This is a genomic window from Mycobacterium sp. E787 (assembly GCF_001668725.1).
Lineage (GTDB): Bacteria > Actinomycetota > Actinomycetes > Mycobacteriales > Mycobacteriaceae > Mycobacterium.
Map to the genome: position 1 here is coordinate 32,989 of NZ_LZKL01000034.1, position 18,983 is coordinate 51,971.

Below are 18,983 nucleotides of genomic sequence, written 5' to 3' on the forward strand. Positions count from 1 at the left end.
CTGACACTGCTGCAATGCAAGTACCGGGACCCTTCGAATACGAACGTGCAACCAGCGTCGACCACGCGGTCGGGTTGCTGGATCGGCTGGGGGAGGGGGCGCGGGTGATCGCGGGCGGGCACAGCCTGCTGCCGATGATGAAGCTGCGCATCGCCAACCCCGAGTACCTGGTCGACATCAACGACCTGGCCCCCGAACTCGGCTACGTGATCACCGACCCGACGCTGGTGCGCATCGGCGCCATGACCCGCCATCGCGAGATCCTCGAATCCGACACCCTGGCCGCCGTGTGCCCGATCTTCCGCGACGCCGAACGGGTGATCGCCGACCCGGTGGTCCGCAACCGGGGCACCCTGGGCGGCTCGCTGTGCCAGGCGGATCCGGCCGAGGACCTGGTGACGGTGTGCGCCGTGCTGGACGCGGTGTGCCTGGCCCGCGGGCCCGCGGGCGAACGAGAAATACCGATCGACGATTTCGTCGCCGGGCCGTACGAGACCGCACTGGCGCACAACGAGATCCTGGTCGAGGCCCGAATCCCCGTGCGGCTCAACAGCTCCAGCGCCTACGCCAAGGTGGAGCGGCGCGTCGGGGACTGGGCGGTGACGGCGGCCGGGGCGGCCGTCACGCTGGACGGCGCCGAGATCGTGGCCGCGCGTGTGGGACTGACGGCGGTCAATCCCGACCCGGCCGCGCTGGCCGAGCTGTCGGCGGCCCTCGTCGGCCGGCCGGCCACCGACGAGACCTTCGCCGAGGCGGGCCGGCGCGCGGCGGAGGCCTGCGACCCGGCGACCGACGTGCGCGGCACCGCGGAGTACAAGCGGCACCTCGCCTCCGAACTGACCATCCGCACGCTGCGCAGGGCGGCCGAACGGGTGCGCGAACAAAGGGGAAACTAGCCATGCAGGTGAACATGACCGTCAACGGCGAACAGGTGACCGCCGAGGTCGAACCCCGGACGCTGCTGGTGCACTTCCTGCGGGATCAGTTGCGGCTCACCGGAACCCATTGGGGCTGCGACACCAGCAACTGCGGGACGTGCGTGGTCGACGTGGACGGCGTTCCGGTGAAGTCGTGCACGATGCTGGCCGCGATGGCATCCGGGCACAGCGTCCGCACCGTCGAGGGGCTCGCGGTGGACGGCCAGTTGGACCCGGTGCAGGAAGGGTTCATGCGCTGCCACGGGCTGCAATGCGGTTTCTGCACGCCGGGCATGATGATCACCGCCCGCGCCCTGCTGGACCGCGACCCCCATCCCGACGAGGAAACCATCCGCGAGGCGATCTCCGGGCAGATCTGCCGGTGCACCGGATACACCACCATCGTGCGTTCCATTCAGTGGGCCGCGAACAACGCCACCGTAAAGGCCGAGTCATGACCACGATCGAGTCAAGGCCGCCGTCGCCCGAAGATACCGCGGACAACGACCAAAAGCCCTGCGGCCACGGCCGGATGCTGCGCAAAGAGGACCCGCGCTTCATCCGCGGCCGCGGCACCTACGTCGACGACGTCGCGCTGCCGGGCATGCTGCACCTGGCCATCCTGCGCTCGCCGTACGCGCACGCGCGCATCGTCGGCATCGATTCGACTGCGGCCCTTGCCCATCCGAAGGTCAAGGCGGTGGTCACGGGCGCGGACCTGGCCGAGAAGGGGCTGGCCTGGATGCCGACCCTGTCCAACGACGTGCAGGCCGTGCTGGCCACCGACAAGGTGCGCTTCCAGGGTCAGGAGGTGGCGTTCGTCGTCGCCGAGGACCGGTATTCGGCCCGCGACGCGCTGGAGCTCATCGACGTCGACTACGACCCGCTGGATCCCGTCGTCGACGTCCGCACGGCGCTCGACCCCTCGGCGCCGGTGATCCGCACCGACCTCGACGGCAAGACCGACAACCACATCTTCGACTGGGAGACCGGCGACGCCGCGGCCACCGAGGCGACGTTCGCGCGGGCCGACGTCGTCGTCTCCCAGGAGATGGTCTACCCCCGGGTGCACCCCGCGCCGATGGAAACCTGCGGCGCGGTGGCCGATTTGGACCCGGTGACCGGCAAGCTCACGCTGTGGACCACCTCGCAGGCGCCGCATGCCCACCGCACCCTTTATGCGTTGGTGGCCGGCCTGCCCGAGCACAAAATCCGGGTGATCTCGCCCGACATCGGCGGCGGCTTCGGCAACAAGGTGCCGATCTACCCCGGCTACGTGTGCGCGATCGTCGCGTCGCTGGTGCTGGGCAAGCCGGTCAAGTGGATGGAGGACCGCAGCGAGAACCTGACCTCCACCAGCTTCGCGCGCGACTACATCATGGTCGGCGAGATCGCCGCGACGAACGACGGCAAGATCCTGGCGATCCGGTCCAACGTGCTGGCCGACCACGGCGCGTTCAACGGCCAGGCCGCGCCGACGAAGTACCCCGCCGGATTCTTCGGCGTGTTCACCGGCAGCTACGACCTCGAGGCCGCCTACTGCCACATGACCGCCGTGTACACCAACAAGGCGCCCGGTGGGGTGGCCTACGCGTGCTCGTTCCGGATCACCGAGGCGGTGTACTTCGTCGAGCGGCTGGTGGACTGCCTGGCCTTCGAGCTCAAGATGGACCCGGCCGAGCTGCGGCTGCGAAACCTGTTGCGGCCCGAGCAATTCCCGTACCAGAGCAAGACCGGCTGGACGTACGACTCGGGCGACTACGAGGCGACCATGCGCAAGGCCATGGACATGATCGGCTACGACGCGCTGCGGGCCGAGCAGGCCGCCAAGCGCGAGCGCGGCGAGCTGATGGGCATCGGCATGTCGTTCTTCACCGAGGCCGTCGGCGCCGGGCCGCGCAAGGACATGGACATCCTCGGCCTGGGCATGGCCGACGGGTGCGAGCTGCGCGTGCACCCGACGGGGAAAGCCGTTGTGCGGCTGTCGGTTCAGACGCAGGGCCAGGGCCACGAGACGACGTTCGCGCAGATCGTCGCCGAGGAGCTCGGCATCCCGCCCGACGACATCGAGGTGGTGCACGGCGACACCGACCAGACCCCGTTCGGGCTGGGCACCTACGGCAGCCGGTCGACGCCGGTTTCGGGCGGGGCGGCGGCGCTGGTGGCCCGCAAGGTGCGCGACAAGGCGAAGATCATCGCATCCGGCATGCTCGAGGTGTCGGTCGCCGACTTGGAATGGGAGAAGGGCAGTTTCCACGTCAAGGGTGACCCGTCGGCGTCGGTGACCATCGCCGACATCGCCATGCGCGCCCACGGGGCCGGCGACCTGCCCGAGGGCATCGAGGGCGGCCTGGACGCCGAGGTCTGCTACAACCCGGAGAACCTGACCTACCCGTACGGCGCGTACTTCTGCGTGGTGGACGTCGATCCGGGCACCGCGGTGGTCAAGGTGCGGCGGTTCCTGGCCGTCGACGACTGCGGCACCCGCATCAACCCGATGATCATCGAGGGCCAGGTGCACGGCGGCATCGTCGACGGCATCGGGATGGCGCTGATGGAGATGATCGCGTTCGACGAGGACGGCAACTGCCTGGGCGGGTCGCTGATGGACTACCTGATCCCGACCGCGATGGAGGTGCCGCACCTGGAGACCGGCCACACCGTGACGCCGTCGCCGCATCACCCGATCGGCGCCAAGGGCATCGGCGAATCCGCCACCGTGGGATCGCCGCCCGCCGTGGTGAACGCGGTGGTGGACGCGTTGGCGCCCTTCGGGGTTCGGCACGCCGACATGCCGCTGACGCCGTCGCGGGTGTGGGAGGCCATGCAGGGCAGAGCGAGGCCACCCATTTGATCACGATCAGCGAACGGGCTCGGCAACTGATCGCGGCGCGGACACCGTTCGTGCACGCGACCGTGGTGCGCGCCCAGCCGCCCACCTCGTCCTACCCGGGTGATGAGGCAATCCTGTTGGCGGACGGCACAATCGAGGGCTTCGTCGGCGGCCAGTGCGCCCAGAACTCCGTCCGCAAGGCGGCACTCGGCGCGTTGCAGACGAACGAAAGCGTCCTGCTGCGGGTGCTTCCCGACGGCGACGTGCACTTCCCCGAGGCGCCCGGCGCCTGCGTCGTCGTCAACCCCTGCCTGTCCGGCGGGTCGCTGGAGATCTTCCTGACACCGCAGCTGCCCGCGCCGCTGATTGAGATCTACGGGGCCACCCCGATCGCCGACGCGCTGGCCCAGCTGTGCGGGGTGCTGGGCTATGACGTGCGCCGCGACGGTGATCTGGCCGATGCCAGCGCCGTCGTCATCGCCAGCCATGGCGGGCCGGAGGGCGAGATCATCCGCGCGGCACTGGATCACGGCGTCGGGTACATCGGACTGGTGGCCAGCAAGGTGCGCGGCGCCGCGATCCTGAACGCGCTCGGCCTCTCCGACGACGAGCGGGCGCGCGTGCACACGCCGGTCGGCCTGCCGATCGGCGCCAAAACCCCCGCGGAGATCGCGGTCTCGATCGCGGCCGAGCTGATCGCCGGCATCCGCGGCGGCGACCTGTGCCGCTCCCTCGCGACGCGGGCCGCCCCGTCCGAGGCCGTGGATCCGGTGTGCGGCATGACCGTGACGGTCGGCCCGGCCACCGAGCATTTGCGGCTGGCCGGCGAGGACCACTGGTTCTGCGGCCCCGGCTGTCGCGCCGCGTTCGCCGCCGGGAAAGCATGACCGTCACCGGTGTCGTGCTGGCGGCCGGCGTTTCGCGCAGGCTCGGCACGCCCAAACAGCTACTGCCGTACCGCGATACGACGCTGCTCGGGGCGACCCTCGCGGTCGCCCGCGGCGCAGGGTTCGACCAGCTCATCGTCACCCTCGGCGGCGCCGCCCGGGCGGTGCGAGAAGCCGTGCCGCTGGGCGGAATCGATGTGGTGACCGTCGCCGATGCCGGTACCGGATGCGCGGCCTCGCTGCGCGCCGCGCTGGACCGGGTGGACGCGCGGGCCGAAGGGATCGTGCTGATGCTGGGCGACCAGCCCGGCGTGCGACCCGCCACGCTGCAGCGCATGGCCGCCGAAGGGGCCGGGGCCGACATCGCCGTGTGCCGCTACGACGACGGCATCGGCCACCCGTTCTGGTTGGGCCGCAACCTGTTCGACGACCTGCGCGACCTGCACGGCGACAAGGCGGTCTGGAAGCTGGTGGAATCGGGTCGCCACGAGGTGCGCGAGCTCGCCGTCGACGGCCGGATCCCGCTCGACGTCGACACCTGGGACGACTACCGCCGGCTGGTGGGCTCGTCATGACGTTTACCGACGTCGCCGAAGTCATCAAGCGGTTCGACGCGCACGACTACCTGCTCGACACCGGCACCGCGTCGGCGATCTTCCTGGCGGTCACGCTCGGGCGCCCCCTGTTGCTGGAGGGCGAGCCCGGCGTCGGCAAGACCACCGCGGCGAAAACCCTTGCGGCCGTGCTGGACACCGAGCTGGTCCGGCTGCAGTGCTACGAGGGATTGACCGCCAGCGAGGCGCTGTACGACTGGAACTACCAGCGCCAGTTGCTGTCCATCCGGCTGGCCGAGGCGCGCGGCGCCAACATCGAAGAGGCGGACCTCTACACCGAGAAATATCTGGTCGATCGGCCCATCCTGAAGTGTGTGCGCCATCGCGGCCCAACCCCGCCGGTGCTGCTGATCGACGAAATCGACCGCGCCGACGACGAATTCGAGGCGTTACTGCTGGAATTCCTCGGGGAGGCCGCGGTCACCGTGCCCGAGCTGGGTACCTTCGTCGCCGAGCGCCCGCCGATCGCGGTGCTGACCTCCAACCGCAGCCGCGACCTGCACGACGCGCTGCGCCGCCGCTGCCTGTATCACTGGATCGACTACCCCGAGCCGGCCCGGGCCGCCGCGATCGTCCGCCGGACGGTGCCCGGCGCGACCGCACCGCTGATCGAGCACGCGACGCAGTTCATCGGCCACGTCCGCGGTCTCGACCTGGACAAGCCGCCCGGGGTGGCCGAGACGATCGACTGGGTGGCCGCGCTGGTGTCGCTGGGTGTCGCGGACCTGGTTGACGAGGCGGCGGTCGTGAGCCTGGGGGCGCTGGCCAAGACACCCGACGACCGTAGTCTGATTCGCGACACGTTCACCGAATACAGCCGCACCTGAGAGGACCGACCGGATGAAGATCGCCAACCAGTTCACCGTCAGCGCCCCCATCGAACAGGCCTGGGACGTGCTGTGCGACCTGGAGCAGGTGATCCCGCTGATGCCGGGCGCGCAGTTGACCGGCCACGAGGGCGACGACTACCTCGGCAAGGTCAAGGTCAAGGTCGGCCCGGTCACCAGCGAGTTCAGCGGCAAGGTGCGCTTCGTCGAGCTGGACCGCGACCAGCACCGCGCCGTCATCGACGGCAAGGGCAAGGAATCGCGGGGGACCGGCAACGCCGCCGCCACGGTCACCGCTCAACTGCACGAGGACGGCGACCGCACCAGCGTCACCGTCGACACCGACCTGAAAATCGTCGGCAAGCTGGCCCAATTCGGCAGCGGCATGCTGCAGCAGGTTTCGGAGAAGCTGCTCGGCCAGTTCGTGGAATCGCTGGAGGCCGAGCTGGCCTCGCAAAATGCGCCGACCCCGGCCGGCGCCGCCACCCCGAGCCCGACGGAACCCGTTCCGGGACCACGCCACGCCGCCCCCGCGGCCGAGCCCGAACCCATCGACCTGCTCGACCTCGCCGGCGGCGACCAGCTCAAGAAGTACGCCCCCATCGTGCTGGGACTGCTCGCCGCGCTGGTGCTGGGCTGGTTGCTGGGCCGGAGACACTAGCGGCTGGTGAGCATCCCACTGCTGTTGCGGGGCGTCGACCTGGCGGCGTTCGCCGCCGCCGTGGTCGCGCGCCTGCGCGGTGCGGGGGTGCCGGTCTCCGCCGACGGGCAGGCGAGCTTCGTCCAGGCGCTCCGGCAGCTGGTTCCCGGCACCACGACCGCGCTGTATTGGGCGGCGCGGCTGACCCTGGTCAACCGGGTGGAAGACCTGGGCGCCTTCGACGCCGTCTTCGCGGCGGTTTTCGGCGGCGCCTCGGCCGACGGCGCCCCAGAGCCCGAACCGGTCCTGCCCCTCCCGGGCCCCAAGGCACCCGGCGCCGGGACGCTGCGGCCGGCTGGGAGCCAATCCACCGGCGGCACAAGCGGATTGCCGTGGACCACGAGGACGGCCGCCGGCGAGGACGGCAGGGAGGCGAGCGTCCTGCTGCCCGATCTGATGCCCAGCCGCATCGCCGCGCGCGCCGACGAACCGTTCGACCGCTTCGACGCCCAAGACCTTCGGCTGCTCGGCACCTGGCTGGAGCGGACCGTCGCGCGCTGGCCCCGCCGCCGCACCATGCGATTCGAGCCCAGCCCACGCGGCAAGCGCATCGACCTGCGCGCCACCATGAACGCCTCGCGCGCGACGGGTTGGGAATCGGTGAAAGTGGCGCGAACCCGGCCACGCCGCCGGCCGCGGCGGGTCGTGCTGGCGTGCGACGTCAGCCGCTCGATGCAGCCGTACGCAGCGGTGTATCTGCATCTCATGCGGGCGGCGGCGCTGCGCCGGGGCGGCGTCCGCCCGGAGGTCTTCGCGTTCTCGACGTCGCTGACCCGGCTCACGCCGGTGCTCTCGCACCGCTCGGCCGAGGTGGCGCTGCAGAAGGCCAACGCGAAGGTCACCGACCGCTACGGCGGCACGTTCGCCGGCCGGAGCCTCGGCGCCCTGCTGGCCGCACCGCACGGTAACGCGCTGCGGGGCGCGGTGGTGATCATCGCCTCCGACGGCTGGGACGCCGACCCGCCCGAGGTACTCGCCCACGCGATGGCCAGGCTGCGGCGCCGCGCCGCGATGGTGGTGTGGCTCAATCCCCGTGCGGCGCAGGGCGAATTCCAGCCACTGGCCGGTTCGATGGCCGCGGCCCTGCCCTATTGCGACCTGTTCCTGCCGGCGCACTCGCTGACGGGTCTGCGCGAATTGCTGCACGAATTGGCGGCCGCCTAGCCCGAGGAGTTCGGTCCACTGGGCGGACCGGTGGGATGAATGCCGCCCAGATCGCCATGACGCTGTCCTCAGTAACCCCGTACCGAGGAGCGGGCAACGTCGCCCAATTCCTCGACCGCTGAACCGATAGCGGCACCTAACACCGAAGGACACAACATGTCAGCACCACGAAAGCACAACCCGGTCGTCTTCATCCACGGACTGTGGATTCACTCGGCGGCCTGGGGCCCGTGGCTGGAGCTCTTCGAGAGCTACGGCTATTCCGTCTCGGCGCCCGGGTGGCCCGGTGACGGCCCGACGGTGTCCGAAACCCGTCGGAACCCCGCGGCCCTGAACGGCGTCGGGATCGCCGAGATCGTCAACCACTACGCCGGTCTCATCCGCTCGTTCGAGGCGAGGCCGATCGTCGTCGGGCATTCCTTCGGTGGCCTGATCGCGCAGCTCCTGCTCGACAGGGGCCTCGCTGCCGCCGCGGCGGCGATCGATCCGGCGCCCATCAAGGGCGTCAAGGTGGTGCCCCTGGCGCAGGTGCGCTCAGGGTTCCCCATCCTCGGGCACCCGAGCACGCGGCGCACGACGGTCGCGCTGAACGCCAAGCAGTTCCACTACGCGTTCGGTAACACCCTGTCCAGGGAGGAATCCGACGCGCTGCACGCCGCGGTCAGCATCCCGGGCCCCGGAAGGCCGCTCTTCCAGGGTGCGGCAGCGAACTTCTCGAGGCACTCGCCGGCCAAGGTCGACATCCGCAACGCCGACCGCGGCCCGCTGCTGCTGACCTCCGGAACCGACGACCACGTCGTCCCGCTGAAGGTCACCAAGACGACTAATCGGCTTTACGCGAAGGGGCACTCGGACACCGAGTTGCACACCTTCAAGGGTCGCGGGCACTCGCTGACCATCGACAACGGATGGAAAGAGGTGGCCGACGTCGTCCTGCAGTGGCTCGCGGCAAAAGGGTTCTGAGACAACGGTTGAACACACTCCCGTCACCCGAGAGGTAGTCTGCGCGAATGCGGCTGAGCACCGAGGAAGCCGATGAGCAGCGCAGCGTCAGTGACAGGCTGCTGCTGATCATGGACGCCGTTGCGGCCGCGCCCGGCGAGGTCGGCCTGACCGAGTTGGCCAGGCTGACCGGTATCAAGAAGGCGACCGTTCACCGGCTGGCTTCCGATCTGTTGGCTCACCGCATGCTTGAACGCGGCGCCTACGGATACCGGTTGGGGCTGCATGTATTCGAGCTCGGCCAGCAAGTTCCCGCTTCACGCCGCCTGCGAACGAGCGCGAGACCCTTCATGTCCGACCTGGTCACCGCGACAGGCGAAACCGTGCACCTTGGTGTCCTGGAGGGCACGGGCATCCTCTGCATCGAAAGGCTCACCGGTCGCCGTTCCGCGCAAGCGGCCTTCGGCTCCTGGTTGCCCGCTTACTGCACGGCACTGGGGAAAGTGATCCTGGCCTACAGCCACGAGTCGGCCGCGGAGCGGACGCTCGCCGAGCCGATGCCGAAGCGGACCGGCGCCACGATCACCGATCCGCTACGGTTGGCACGCGAGCTGGAAAAGATCAGGGATGCCGGCGTGGCTTACGACCGTGAAGAATGGACGGCCGGCATCGTGTGCGTCGCCGCGCCGATCGTGGTCGAGGGTTACGTCGGCCGCGACGGGCACCGCGGCGTGGCCGCCCTTTCGGTGACCGGGCCGGCCGGCCGCATGCAGCCCGCCCGCGTCGCATCGGCGGTGCGTACGGCGGCGCTGACGATCAGCCGTAGCCTCGGCTTTCCGCAACTGAGGTGAAACCGCGGCAGCGGCCTAACGCCGGTCGATCGCCGCGATGAGCTGCTCGGGCGTCAGCGGTAAAGAGCGCACCCGCACGCCGAGCGCGTCGTGCACCGCGTTGGCGATCGCGGCGGCCGTCGGGCCCTGGGCGCACTCGCCGATTCCCAGCGGCGGGTTCCCTTGTCCGGCAACCAATTCGACGTCGACCGCGGGCACCTCGGAGAACCGCAGGATCGGGTAGGTCTCCCAGGTGTCGCTGGTGACGTTGAACTCGTCGAACCGCACCCGCTCCTTGAGCGTCCAGCTGGTGGCCTGGATCGCGCCGCCCTCGATCTGGTTCGCCGCGCCGTCGGGATTGATGATCAGCCCGGCGTCCACCGCGATGACCAGCCGGCGCACCCGGACCTCCTCGACCGCCTCGACCTCGGCGACCACCGCGCAGTACGCGGCCGAATTCTTGTACCGCGCATACCCGATGCCGTGGCCGACGGACTCCCGCCGCGTCCGGTGACCCCAGCCGGCCCGCTCAGCCGCCACCCGCAGCACGGCCCGTCCGCGCTCGTCCGACAGCTGCGCCAACCGGAACTCGAGAGGATCGCGGCCCGCGGCCAGCGCCAACTCGTCCAGGAACGACTCCGCGGCAAAGACATTGACGAACGCGCCCAGCGAACGCAGCGCCGAGGTGCGCAGCGGCATCTCGGTCAGCAGGTGGTTGATCACCCGGTAGGACGCAAAGTCATAGCCCGGCACCGAGTTGCGCCCGGTGCCGCCGCCCCACTCGACCGGCGGCTCGCCGCCCGCGCGGATCGGCTCGCCACCGGCGCGCTCGCTCGCCGCCAGCAACGCCGGCGTCGGCGTCGTGCCGGGGCGACCCATGTAGCTGCCGCTCCAGATCTCGTGGCGCCAGTCGACGACGGCGCCGTCGTCGCCGCAGTCGGCTGCTATCTCGACAACCGCGGCGGGACCGAAAGGCGCCCAAGCCAATTCGTCGGCCCGCGACCAGACCACGTGCACCGGGCGTCCGGGCACCACGCGCGCCAGCAGCGCGGCGTCCATGGCGGCGTCGTCGGCGCCGTTGTGCCCGTAGCACCCGGCGCCCTCGACGTGGCGCACCACCACCGCATCGACCGGCAGGCCCAGCGCGGTGGCCAGTTCACGCCGCAGCACGTGCACGCCCTGGCTGTGCGACCACACCTCCAGGCCGCCGTCGGCGCCGAACACCGCCGCGGCCGCCGACGGGCCGATCGAGGCGTGCGCCAGGTACGGGCGGTGATAGCGGGCCGCGTGCGACCGCGCCGTACGGGCAACCGCCCCAGCCTGTTTCGTGGCAAGCACCGACGTCTCGGCCGCCGCCGACACCAGAAACGCGGGCAGGTCGTCCTCGTCGGGCAGGGTCGGCCGCCGGTCCCAATGGGCGTCGGCGCGCAGCCGCTCGGCCGCGCGCACCGCGACCTCCTCGCGCTCGGCGATCACACCGAGGAACTCGCCGTCGCGCACGACGGTCACCACGCCCGGCAGCGCCAGGGTCGGGCCGGTATCGACATCCCGCAGCCGGGCGCCGCGCGACGCCGGCCGGACAATGCGTCCGTACAGCTGCCCCTCCAGCACCAGGTCGTGCAGGTAGCGCGGTCGCCCGGTCAGCTTGTCGGGCAGGTCCAGCCGCGCGACCTCGGTGCCGACGACCGCGTATTCCGACTCAGGCTTGGGCGTCGCCGCCCCGGTCGCCACGCGGTCCAACCGCGAATCGTCGGCGAGTTCCCAATAACTGGTGGCCAGGCCGTGCGGGCCACTGAACTCGCCGTCGACGACGTCCAACTCGTCGGGTGCGACGGCCAGCTTGGCCGCCGCCGCGTCCAGATAGATCGCCCGCACCTCGGCGCACGCCTGGCGCAGCGCCGCCCCCGACTGCTGGATCGACCGGCTCCCGGCGGTGAAGCCCTCGTCGGGACTGCGATCGGTCGACGCGGCGGTCATCCGCACGCGCGCTACACCCACGTCGAGTTCCTCGGCGGCGATCTGCGCCAGCGCCGTCAACACCCCCTGGCCCAGCTCCACCTTGCCCGAGCGCACCTCCACGATGCCGTCCGGGCCGATCCGAACCCATTCGCCCAAAACGGGATTGGCCGCCAGCGACTCCGGCAGGTCACGCACGGGCCGACCCCCGCAGCTCGGCCCCCGCGCGCAGCACCGCCGCGACCACGCGGTTGTGCGAGCCGCACCGGCACAGGTTGGAGTCCAGGGCGGCACGGACCTCGTCCTCCGTCGGGTCGGGGTTGTCGGCCAGCAGGGCCGCGGCGGCCACCACGATCCCCGACATGCAGTACCCGCATTGCGCCGCCTGCCCGGCCACCATGGCGCGCGCCACCGGGTGCGGCTGCCCGTCGTCGCCCAGGCCCTCGACGGTGCGGATCGACTTGCCGGCCACCGACCACAGCGGGGTGTCGCACGAGTACACGGGACGGCCGTCGGCCAGCACGAAACACGCGCCGCACAACCCCACCCCGCAGCCGAACCGGGTGCCCTTCAACCCCAGGTGGTTGCGCAGCACGTACAACAGCGGTGTGTCGTCCTCCGCGTCCACCTCGTGGCGACGCCCATTCACGGTCAGTTCTCCCATGGCCTCCAGCATCCTCCGGCGACGTGCTAGGGCAGGATCGGCAGACATGGATCAGCTATGGGCCAACCGGGCGGCCAGCTCCGAAGCCGCTGTCGCGCAGCGACACCTGAAACGGCTGTGGGCGCTGCCCGGAACCCAGCTGGGGGTGGTGGCCTGGCCGTCGAACCGCAAGGACCGGCTGTTCGGCACCTGGCACTACTGGTGGCAGGCGCACCTGCTGGACTGCCTGACCGACGCGCAGGTCCGCGACCCGCAACCCCACCGGCGCACGATGATCAACCGTCAGGTCCGCTCCCACCGGCTACGCAACAACCTGCGTTGGACCAACAGCTATTACGACGACATGGCGTGGCTGGCGCTGGCGCTGGAACGCGCCGCCCGGCTCGCCGGCGTCGAGCGCCATCGCGCGCTGCCCAAGCTCGCCGAGCAGTTCGTCACCGCGTGGGCGCCCCAGCACGGCGGCGGCATCCCCTGGCGCAAGCAGGACCGGTTCTTCAACGCCCCGGCCAACGGCCCGGCCGGCATCTTCCTCGCCCGCTACGGCGACCACCTGCAACGTGCCGACCAGATGAGCGACTGGATCGACCGCACCCTGATCGACCCCGAGACGCACCTGGTGTTCGACGGCATCAAGGACGGCTCGCTCGTCCGCGCGCAATACACCTACTGCCAGGGCGTCGTGCTGGGCCTGGAGACGGAGCTCGCCGCGCGCACCGGCGCGGAGGCCAGGACCCGGCACCGGGCCCGGGTGCACCGGCTGGTCGCGGCGGTCGGCGAGCAGATGGCGCCGGCGGGCGTGCTGCGGGGCGCCGGCGGCGGGGACGGCGGCCTGTTCGCCGGCATCACCGCCCGCTACCTCGCGCTGGTCGCCACCGCCCTGCCGGGGGACTCCGCCGACGACGCTGTGGCCCGCGACACCGCACGCACCATCGTGCTGTCGTCGGCGAAATCGGCCTGGGACTACCGGCAGACGGTCGACGGGCTGCCGCTGTTCGGCGCGTTCTGGGACCGCGACGCCGTACTGCCCCCGGAAAACGCCGCGGGCGGCGAACAGGCGCAATTCGTCGAGGGCGCGGTGAACGCCTCCGAGGTCGCCGAGCGGGATCTGTCGGTGCAGCTTTCGGGCTGGATGCTGATGGAGGCCGCCTGTAACGTCACCGCCGTGAGCGAGACATGAGCGAACTGGGCGGCGGCTGGATCCCCGACGAGGCGACGCTCGCCAAAGCCAACCTCACCCGCTTCATGGCCTGGCTGGCCGAGACCGGGCGTGGCGAGTACCGCGACTACCAGGCCCTGTGGGCGAAGTCGGTGGACGACATCGACTGGTTCTGGGACGCCGTCTGGACCTACTTCGACATCCGGGCGGACAGCCCGCCCCGCGCGGTGCTCGGCAAGCGGTCCATGCCGGGCGCCGAGTGGTTCCCGGGCGCCACGCTCAACTACGCCACCGAGATATTCCGGCACGCCACCGGTGAGCGCCCGGCCATGATCGTCGTCGGCGAGGACGGCTTCACCGAATGGTCGTGGGCGAGGCTGCAGCGCGAGACGGCGGCGTTCGCGGCCTACCTTCGCACCATCGGCGTCAAGCCCGGCGACGCCGTCGTCGGGTACCTGCCCAACGTCGGCGAGGCCGTCGTCGCCGCGCTTGCCGCGGCCGCCGTCGGCGCGATCTGGGCGGTGTGCAACCAGGACGTGTCGGTCGACGGCGTCATCGCCCGGCTCGGCCAGGTCGAGCCGGCCGTGCTGGTGGCCACCGACGGCTCGGTGTACGCCGGCAAGCGCATCGATCGGCGCGCCGAGCTGGAAACGATCCGGCAGGCGATGCCCACCCTGAAGGCCACCGTGGTGGTGCCGCGGCTCGGGCTCGACGGCGCCGCCGGCATCGTGCCGTGGGCCGCGGCCGTCGAAAACGAGGCCCCCCTGGACATCACGGCGGTCCCGTTCGCGCACCCGCTGTGGGTGATGTTCTCGTCGGGAACGACCGGCAAGCCCAAGGGCATCGTGCACGGGCACGGCGGCGTCGTGCTCGAGCACCTGAAATACCTGAACCTGCAACTCGAGCTGTACCCCGGCGACCGCTTCCTGTGGTACTCGTCGACCAGCTGGATGATGTGGAACCTGCTGGTGTCCGGCCTGCTGGCCGACGCGACCATCGTGCTCTACGACGGCAGCCCGACGCACCCGGGCACCGACGGCCTCTGGCGGGTCGCCGCCGAGGCCGGTGTCACGGTGCTCGGCGCCGGCGCGGGATACCTGTTGGCTTGTGCCAAAAAGGAATTGAAGCCCGGCGCGTCGTACCCGCTGGAGGCCGTGCGTGCGGTGGGATCCACCGGGTCGCCGCTGCCGGCGTCCGGATTCCGTTGGGTGCAAGAGGGACTCGGCCGAGCGGTCCCGGTGACCTCGATGAGCGGCGGCACCGACGTGTGCACGGCCTTCATCGGCGGCTGCTCGATCCTGCCGGTGGTGGCCGGCGAGCTGTCCTGCCTGTGCCTGGGCGCGGCGATCGAGGCCTGGCAGGGCGAGGGGAACCCCGTCATCGGGGAAGAGGGCGAGCTGGTGCTGACCAAGCCGATGCCGTCGATGCCGGTGTTCTTCTGGAACGACGACGACGGCAGTCGCTACCGCGCCGCCTACTTCGACAAGTACCCGGGCGTGTGGTGCCACGGGGACTGGATCACCATCACCGACCGGGGATCGGTTGTGGTGCATGGCCGTTCGGACGCCACCCTGAACCGGATGGGCGTGCGGATGGGCAGCGCGGAGATCTATACCGCCGTCGAACGCATGCCCGAGGTGACCGACTGCCTGGTGGTCGGCGTCGAGCAGGATGACGGCGGCTACTGGATGCCGCTGTTCGTGCACCTGGCCGACGGCGTCGAATTCGGCGACGCGCTGCGGTCGAGGATCGTCGCCGAGATCCGCCAGCACGCCTCGCCGCGACACGTGCCCGACGACATCCTCGACGTTCCCGGCATCCCGCGGACGCTGACCGGCAAGCGGCTGGAGATCCCGATCAAGCGGATCCTGCTCGGGACCGCGCCGCACGAGGCCGTGCAGCAGAGTTCGATCGACCGGCCCGACCTGCTAGACGCTTTCGTTGCGTACCGCAGAAGTCGGGTGTCCTGACTCGGGCTCCTGTCCGGCCGGGCGCCGGCGCCCCCGGTAGGCGCGCCAGGCGGCGATGAACGCCGGGATCAGCGACACGAACAGGATGCCCAGGATGATCTTCTCCAGGTTCTGGTGCACGAACGGCACGGTGCCCAGGAAGTAGCCGGCCAGCGTCACACCGGCGCCCCACAGGATGCCGCCGACGATGTCGAACCCGAGGAACACCGGGTAGCGCATGTACGACACCCCGGCGACCGGCGGGACGAACGTCCGCACGAACGGGGCGAACCGGGCCAGGATGATCGCCCACGGCCCGTACTTCTCGAAGAACGCGTGCGACTCCGTCACGTAGTGCTTCTTGAAGAAGCGGGAGTCTTCCTTCTTGAACAGCGCCGGCCCGATCCGCCGCCCGATGAAGTAACCGCACTGGTCGCCCAGGATCGCGACCACGGCGACCGCCGGAGCCAGCACCCAGATGCTCGCCGGCGGGTTCGGGTGCGCGGCCAGCAGCCCGCCGGTGAACAGCAGCGATTCGCCGGGGAGCAGCGGAAACAGCAGCCCCGTCTCGATGAAGACGATGACGAGGATGCCGGGCAGCACCGCGGATCCGAAGACGCCGCCCGCGCCCAACCAGTACATCGGGTCGAGGATGTCCGGCAGGGCCGTCACGGTGGTGCTCACGATGCTTCAACATACCTTTGTTGCGATACTGGATGGGCCCAGCCGCCAGGAGGAGCCCATGCCCGTCGCCACCCCCGAGGTTTACGCCGAGATGCTGGGCCGCGCCAAACAGAACTCCTACGCCTTCCCGGCCATCAACTGCACCTCCTCGGAGACGGTCAACGCCGCGATCAAGGGCTTCGCCGACGCCGGCAGCGACGGCATCATCCAGTTCTCCACCGGCGGCGCGGAGTTCGCCTCCGGCCTCGGGGTCAAGGACATGGTGACCGGGGCCGTCGCGCTGGCCGAGTTCACCCGCGTCGTCGCCGCCAAGTACCCCGTCCACGTCGCGCTGCACACCGACCACTGCCCCAAGGACAAGCTGGACAGCTACGTGCGCCCACTGCTGGCGATCTCGGCGGCGCGGGTGAGCGCGGGCGGCGATCCGCTGTTCGGGTCGCACATGTGGGACGGCTCCGCGGTGCCGATCGACGAGAACCTCGTCATCGCGCGGGAGCTGCTCAAGGAGGCCGCCGCCGCGAAGATCGTCCTGGAAATCGAGATCGGCGTGGTGGGTGGCGAGGAGGACGGCGTCGTGGGCGAGATCAACGACAAGCTCTACACCACGCCCGAGGACTTCGAGAAGACGATCGACGCGCTGGGCCACGGCGAGCACGGGAAGTACCTGCTGGCCGCGACGTTCGGCAACGTGCACGGCGTCTACAAGCCCGGCAACGTCAAGCTGCGCCCCGACATCCTGGCCCGGGGGCAGCAGGTGGCGTCGGCCAAGCTCGGGTTACCCGATGACGCCAAGCCGTTCGACTTCGTCTTCCACGGCGGTTCGGGCTCGCTGAAGTCGGAGATCGAGGAGGCGCTGCGCTACGGCGTGGTGAAGATGAACGTCGACACCGACACCCAGTACGCGTTCACCCGCCCGATCGCGGGCCACATGTTCGGCAACTACGACGGCGTGCTCAAGGTCGACGGCGAGGTGGGCGTGAAGAAGGCCTACGACCCGCGCACCTACCTCAAGCTGGCCGAGGCCGGCATGACCGCGCGCGTCGTGGAGGCCTGCAACGACCTGCACTGCGCGGGCAGGTCGCTCGGCTGAGATTGCCGAGCAGTCGCAAAAGCCCCCGACACGCCGACGAATTGGGGGCTTTTGCGTCTGCTCGCAATCGAAAGTCAGCCGCTCGGGGACTGGCAGATCTTCCACTGGTCGTCGCGGTATTGCAGGTCGAGGCTGCGGGTCGAGCGCAGCGACGGGTCGTAGGCCATGAAGGTGGTGATGTTCGCCTCGGCGTGCTGGCCGTTGACGACGACCTGGTCGATGCTGGCGATCACCGGATACTGCTTGGCCGCCGACACCCGCTGGTAGGTCTCCTGCCACGCGTGCTCGTCGTAGTCCACATACCCGTCGCGGGCGTTCCCGCACGTGATGGTACGCAGGGCGGTCAGGTCGCCCCGCTGCACCGCGACGTCGTACCGCTGGATGATGTGCCGAACCTGGTCTTCCTCAGAGACTTTCGAGTGCTTGCCGCGGGTCAGCAGCACGGTGCCCAGGATCGCGATCGCGGCCAGCGCCAGCACGACCACCACCAGCGCCAGCACCCAGCCCCAGTTGACCTGCCGGGTGGTCTTCAGCTTCGCGCCGAGTCGCGGCGGAATCGATTGGGGCACAGCGGCTTTCGGTGGTACGCCCATTTGCGTCGTCGCCCCCTCGGGGCCCGGCGAGGACTCGAACACCTCCGTCGCGGGTTCCCCCGCGGTCGCGATGATCTGGGTTTCCTTCGCGTCGAAGCCGGGTGCGGTGAAACGGCGTTCCCGTTGCGCCCCTTCGGGATTCGCTTCGGGATCGTTGCCCTGATCGGGTTTGTTGATCACGACGGTCTCGGTCTCGGGGTCGTTGGGCACCATCGGCCGGCCCGCGGCCCCCTCGTCGCCGCTCGCTTCACCGGCCGCCTCGCCGCTGTTGAAGGCCCGTTCGCCGCGCCTCGGCGCGGGGCCGCGGTCGGGCTCGGGTGCATTGGGCATGCAAGGAGCTTAGCGACCCGTCCCGGGGGGACGGCAAAATAGACACCATGACGTCGATGGGAGATCTCCTCGGACCCGATCCGATCCTGCTGCCCGGCGACAGCGACGCCGAGGCGGAGCTGCTTGCCAACGAAAACCCGAGCTCCGTCGCCGCCGCGCATCCGTCGGCGTCGGTGGCCTGGGCAACCCTGGCCGAGGCGGCTTTAGCTTCCGGGACGGTCGACGCGGCCGTCACGGCCTACGCCTATGCCCGCACCGGCTACCACCGCGGGCTGGACCAGCTGCGGCGAAACGGCTGGAAGGGCTTCGGGCCGGTGCCTTACGCGCACGAGCCCAACCGCGGCTTCCTGCGCTGCGTGGCGGCGCTGGCCAAGGCCGCCGACACCATCGGCGAGACCGACGAATACCTGCGCTGCCTGGACCTGCTCGACGACTGCGACCCGGCGGCCCGCACGGCGCTGGGGCTTCAGTAGCTCCCTAATAGCTTTCCGAGCATTCGGCGCCGCCCGGGCACTCGATCTGGACGGTCGCGTGGTCCAGCCCGCGCGCCGAAAGCACCGCGCGCGCGTCCTGCAGCACCCGGGCCGAGTCGCCGTCGCTGGTCAGGTGCGCGGTGCACATGTCCTTGCCCGGCGACAGCGTCCACACGTGCAGGTCGTGCACCTCGGTGACGCCGTCGACGGCGCCGAGCGCGCTGCGCAACTCCTCCACGTCGATGTGGGCCGGCGACGTCTCGGACAGGATCCGCAGCGCCGCGCGGGCCAGCGAGACGGCCCGGGGCAGCACCCACAGCGCGACCAGCACCGCGACCACCACGTCGGCGTACGGCCAGCGCGTCGTGACGGTG

18 protein-coding genes and 1 pseudogene are annotated in these 18,983 nt (G+C 70.4%); 14 read left to right on the forward strand and 5 right to left on the reverse strand.

Features of this window, described 5'->3' with window-relative positions:
* Positions 1 to 14 precede the first annotated feature (14 nt).
* The 10 genes from A5705_RS07390 to A5705_RS07435 all read left to right on the forward strand — a co-directional run bounded on the left by A5705_RS07390 (position 15) and on the right by A5705_RS07435 (position 9,735).
* Positions 15 to 896, forward strand: coding sequence for a xanthine dehydrogenase family protein subunit M (locus A5705_RS07390; RefSeq protein WP_068276549.1), 882 nt, complete (start codon positions 15 to 17; stop codon positions 894 to 896).
* 2 nt (positions 897 to 898) lie between these two features.
* A complete protein-coding gene (locus A5705_RS07395; protein ID WP_068276554.1) occupies positions 899 to 1,375 on the forward strand; it encodes a (2Fe-2S)-binding protein in 477 nt (158 codons plus the stop codon).
* Positions 1,372 to 3,771, forward strand: coding sequence for an aerobic carbon-monoxide dehydrogenase large subunit (locus A5705_RS07400; protein WP_068276557.1), 2,400 nt, complete (start codon positions 1,372 to 1,374; stop codon positions 3,769 to 3,771). Before A5705_RS07395 ends, A5705_RS07400 begins: the two co-directional genes overlap by 4 nt.
* Positions 3,771 to 4,637: an XdhC family protein gene (locus A5705_RS07405; RefSeq protein WP_067871585.1), complete on the forward strand. Its 867-nt coding sequence runs from the start codon at positions 3,771 to 3,773 to the stop codon at positions 4,635 to 4,637. The genes A5705_RS07400 and A5705_RS07405 overlap by 1 nt, the downstream gene beginning before the upstream one ends.
* Positions 4,634 to 5,212, forward strand: coding sequence for an NTP transferase domain-containing protein (locus A5705_RS07410; protein WP_067871549.1), 579 nt, complete (start codon positions 4,634 to 4,636; stop codon positions 5,210 to 5,212). Before A5705_RS07405 ends, A5705_RS07410 begins: the two co-directional genes overlap by 4 nt.
* Positions 5,209 to 6,078: a MoxR family ATPase gene (locus A5705_RS07415; protein WP_067871551.1), complete on the forward strand. Its 870-nt coding sequence runs from the start codon at positions 5,209 to 5,211 to the stop codon at positions 6,076 to 6,078. Before A5705_RS07410 ends, A5705_RS07415 begins: the two co-directional genes overlap by 4 nt.
* 13 nt (positions 6,079 to 6,091) lie before the next feature.
* Positions 6,092 to 6,739 carry an SRPBCC family protein gene (locus A5705_RS07420; protein ID WP_067871553.1) on the forward strand — a complete coding sequence of 216 codons (648 nt, stop codon included), beginning with the start codon at positions 6,092 to 6,094 and terminating at the stop codon, positions 6,737 to 6,739.
* Between the two features lie 6 nt (positions 6,740 to 6,745).
* On the forward strand, positions 6,746 to 7,942 hold the full coding sequence (locus A5705_RS07425; RefSeq protein WP_067871555.1) for a VWA domain-containing protein: 1,197 nt from the start codon (positions 6,746 to 6,748) through the stop codon (positions 7,940 to 7,942).
* Between the two features lie 156 nt (positions 7,943 to 8,098).
* Positions 8,099 to 8,905, forward strand: coding sequence for an alpha/beta hydrolase (locus tag A5705_RS07430; RefSeq protein WP_067871558.1), 807 nt, complete (start codon positions 8,099 to 8,101; stop codon positions 8,903 to 8,905).
* Between the two features lie 47 nt (positions 8,906 to 8,952).
* Positions 8,953 to 9,735 carry an IclR family transcriptional regulator gene (locus A5705_RS07435; RefSeq protein WP_067871561.1) on the forward strand — a complete coding sequence of 261 codons (783 nt, stop codon included), beginning with the start codon at positions 8,953 to 8,955 and terminating at the stop codon, positions 9,733 to 9,735.
* A 15-nt stretch (positions 9,736 to 9,750) separates the two neighbouring features.
* On the opposite strand, the gene A5705_RS07440 is transcribed toward A5705_RS07435, so the two are convergent.
* Together A5705_RS07440 and A5705_RS07445 are read right to left on the reverse strand one after the other, a co-directional pair.
* Positions 9,751 to 11,868 (reverse strand): molybdopterin cofactor-binding domain-containing protein, encoded by a 2,118-nt coding sequence (locus tag A5705_RS07440; protein ID WP_067871564.1) that lies wholly within the window; start codon positions 11,866 to 11,868, stop codon positions 9,751 to 9,753.
* Positions 11,861 to 12,334 (reverse strand): (2Fe-2S)-binding protein, encoded by a 474-nt coding sequence (locus A5705_RS07445; protein WP_067871592.1) that lies wholly within the window; start codon positions 12,332 to 12,334, stop codon positions 11,861 to 11,863. The genes A5705_RS07440 and A5705_RS07445 overlap by 8 nt, the downstream gene beginning before the upstream one ends.
* Before the next feature lie 46 nt (positions 12,335 to 12,380).
* Here A5705_RS07445 and A5705_RS07450 point away from each other — a divergent pair, with 46 nt between their 5' ends.
* Positions 12,381 to 13,511 (forward strand): glycoside hydrolase family 76 protein, encoded by a 1,131-nt coding sequence (locus A5705_RS07450; protein ID WP_067871567.1) that lies wholly within the window; start codon positions 12,381 to 12,383, stop codon positions 13,509 to 13,511.
* A complete protein-coding gene (locus tag A5705_RS07455) occupies positions 13,508 to 15,460 on the forward strand; it encodes an acetoacetate--CoA ligase (RefSeq protein WP_067871570.1) in 1,953 nt (650 codons plus the stop codon). Before A5705_RS07450 ends, A5705_RS07455 begins: the two co-directional genes overlap by 4 nt.
* On the opposite strand, the gene A5705_RS07460 is transcribed toward A5705_RS07455, so the two are convergent.
* Positions 15,419 to 16,123, reverse strand: coding sequence for a VTT domain-containing protein (locus A5705_RS07460; protein WP_067871573.1), 705 nt, complete (start codon positions 16,121 to 16,123; stop codon positions 15,419 to 15,421). The two genes, A5705_RS07455 and A5705_RS07460, sit on opposite strands and share 42 nt — an antisense overlap.
* A 58-nt stretch (positions 16,124 to 16,181) precedes the next feature.
* Between A5705_RS07460 and fbaA the strand changes: the two genes are divergently transcribed.
* Positions 16,182 to 17,213 carry a class II fructose-bisphosphate aldolase gene (gene fbaA, locus A5705_RS07465; RefSeq protein WP_067871595.1) on the forward strand — a complete coding sequence of 344 codons (1,032 nt, stop codon included), beginning with the start codon at positions 16,182 to 16,184 and terminating at the stop codon, positions 17,211 to 17,213.
* A gap of 74 nt (positions 17,214 to 17,287) precedes the next feature.
* On the opposite strand, the gene A5705_RS07470 is transcribed toward fbaA, so the two are convergent.
* Positions 17,288 to 18,136: a hypothetical protein gene (locus tag A5705_RS07470; RefSeq protein ID WP_067871576.1), complete on the reverse strand. Its 849-nt coding sequence runs from the start codon at positions 18,134 to 18,136 to the stop codon at positions 17,288 to 17,290.
* A gap of 47 nt (positions 18,137 to 18,183) precedes the next feature.
* On the opposite strand from A5705_RS07470, the gene A5705_RS07475 reads away from it, so the two are divergent.
* Entirely contained in the window at positions 18,184 to 18,609 is a 426-nt protein-coding gene (locus A5705_RS07475; protein WP_068276560.1) for a DUF3151 domain-containing protein, read from the forward strand.
* A gap of 4 nt (positions 18,610 to 18,613) precedes the next feature.
* On the opposite strand, the pseudogene A5705_RS07480 reads toward A5705_RS07475, so the two are convergent.
* Positions 18,614 to 18,983: pseudogene (locus tag A5705_RS07480) on the reverse strand (cation transporter); the annotation flags it as partial.

What these genes read in the sequence shown, in the direction of transcription:
- A5705_RS07475 (WP_068276560.1), top strand. Translation starts at nt 18,184, where the DNA reads ATGACGTCGATGGGAGATCTCCTCGGACCCGATCCGATCCTGCTGCCC.
- A5705_RS07450 (WP_067871567.1), top strand. Translation starts at nt 12,381, where the DNA reads ATGGATCAGCTATGGGCCAACCGGGCGGCCAGCTCCGAAGCCGCTGTC.
- A5705_RS07415 (WP_067871551.1), top strand. Translation starts at nt 5,209, where the DNA reads ATGACGTTTACCGACGTCGCCGAAGTCATCAAGCGGTTCGACGCGCAC.
- A5705_RS07435 (WP_067871561.1), top strand. Translation starts at nt 8,953, where the DNA reads ATGCGGCTGAGCACCGAGGAAGCCGATGAGCAGCGCAGCGTCAGTGAC.
- A5705_RS07390 (WP_068276549.1), top strand. Translation starts at nt 15, where the DNA reads ATGCAAGTACCGGGACCCTTCGAATACGAACGTGCAACCAGCGTCGAC.
- A5705_RS07430 (WP_067871558.1), top strand. Translation starts at nt 8,099, where the DNA reads ATGTCAGCACCACGAAAGCACAACCCGGTCGTCTTCATCCACGGACTG.
- A5705_RS07395 (WP_068276554.1), top strand. Translation starts at nt 899, where the DNA reads ATGCAGGTGAACATGACCGTCAACGGCGAACAGGTGACCGCCGAGGTC.
- A5705_RS07470 (WP_067871576.1), bottom strand. Translation starts at nt 18,136, where the DNA reads ATGCCCAATGCACCCGAGCCCGACCGCGGCCCCGCGCCGAGGCGCGGC.
- A5705_RS07400 (WP_068276557.1), top strand. Translation starts at nt 1,372, where the DNA reads ATGACCACGATCGAGTCAAGGCCGCCGTCGCCCGAAGATACCGCGGAC.
- A5705_RS07445 (WP_067871592.1), bottom strand. Translation starts at nt 12,334, where the DNA reads ATGGGAGAACTGACCGTGAATGGGCGTCGCCACGAGGTGGACGCGGAG.
- A5705_RS07420 (WP_067871553.1), top strand. Translation starts at nt 6,092, where the DNA reads ATGAAGATCGCCAACCAGTTCACCGTCAGCGCCCCCATCGAACAGGCC.
- A5705_RS07410 (WP_067871549.1), top strand. Translation starts at nt 4,634, where the DNA reads ATGACCGTCACCGGTGTCGTGCTGGCGGCCGGCGTTTCGCGCAGGCTC.
- fbaA (WP_067871595.1), top strand. Translation starts at nt 16,182, where the DNA reads ATGCCCGTCGCCACCCCCGAGGTTTACGCCGAGATGCTGGGCCGCGCC.
- A5705_RS07455 (WP_067871570.1), top strand. Translation starts at nt 13,508, where the DNA reads ATGAGCGAACTGGGCGGCGGCTGGATCCCCGACGAGGCGACGCTCGCC.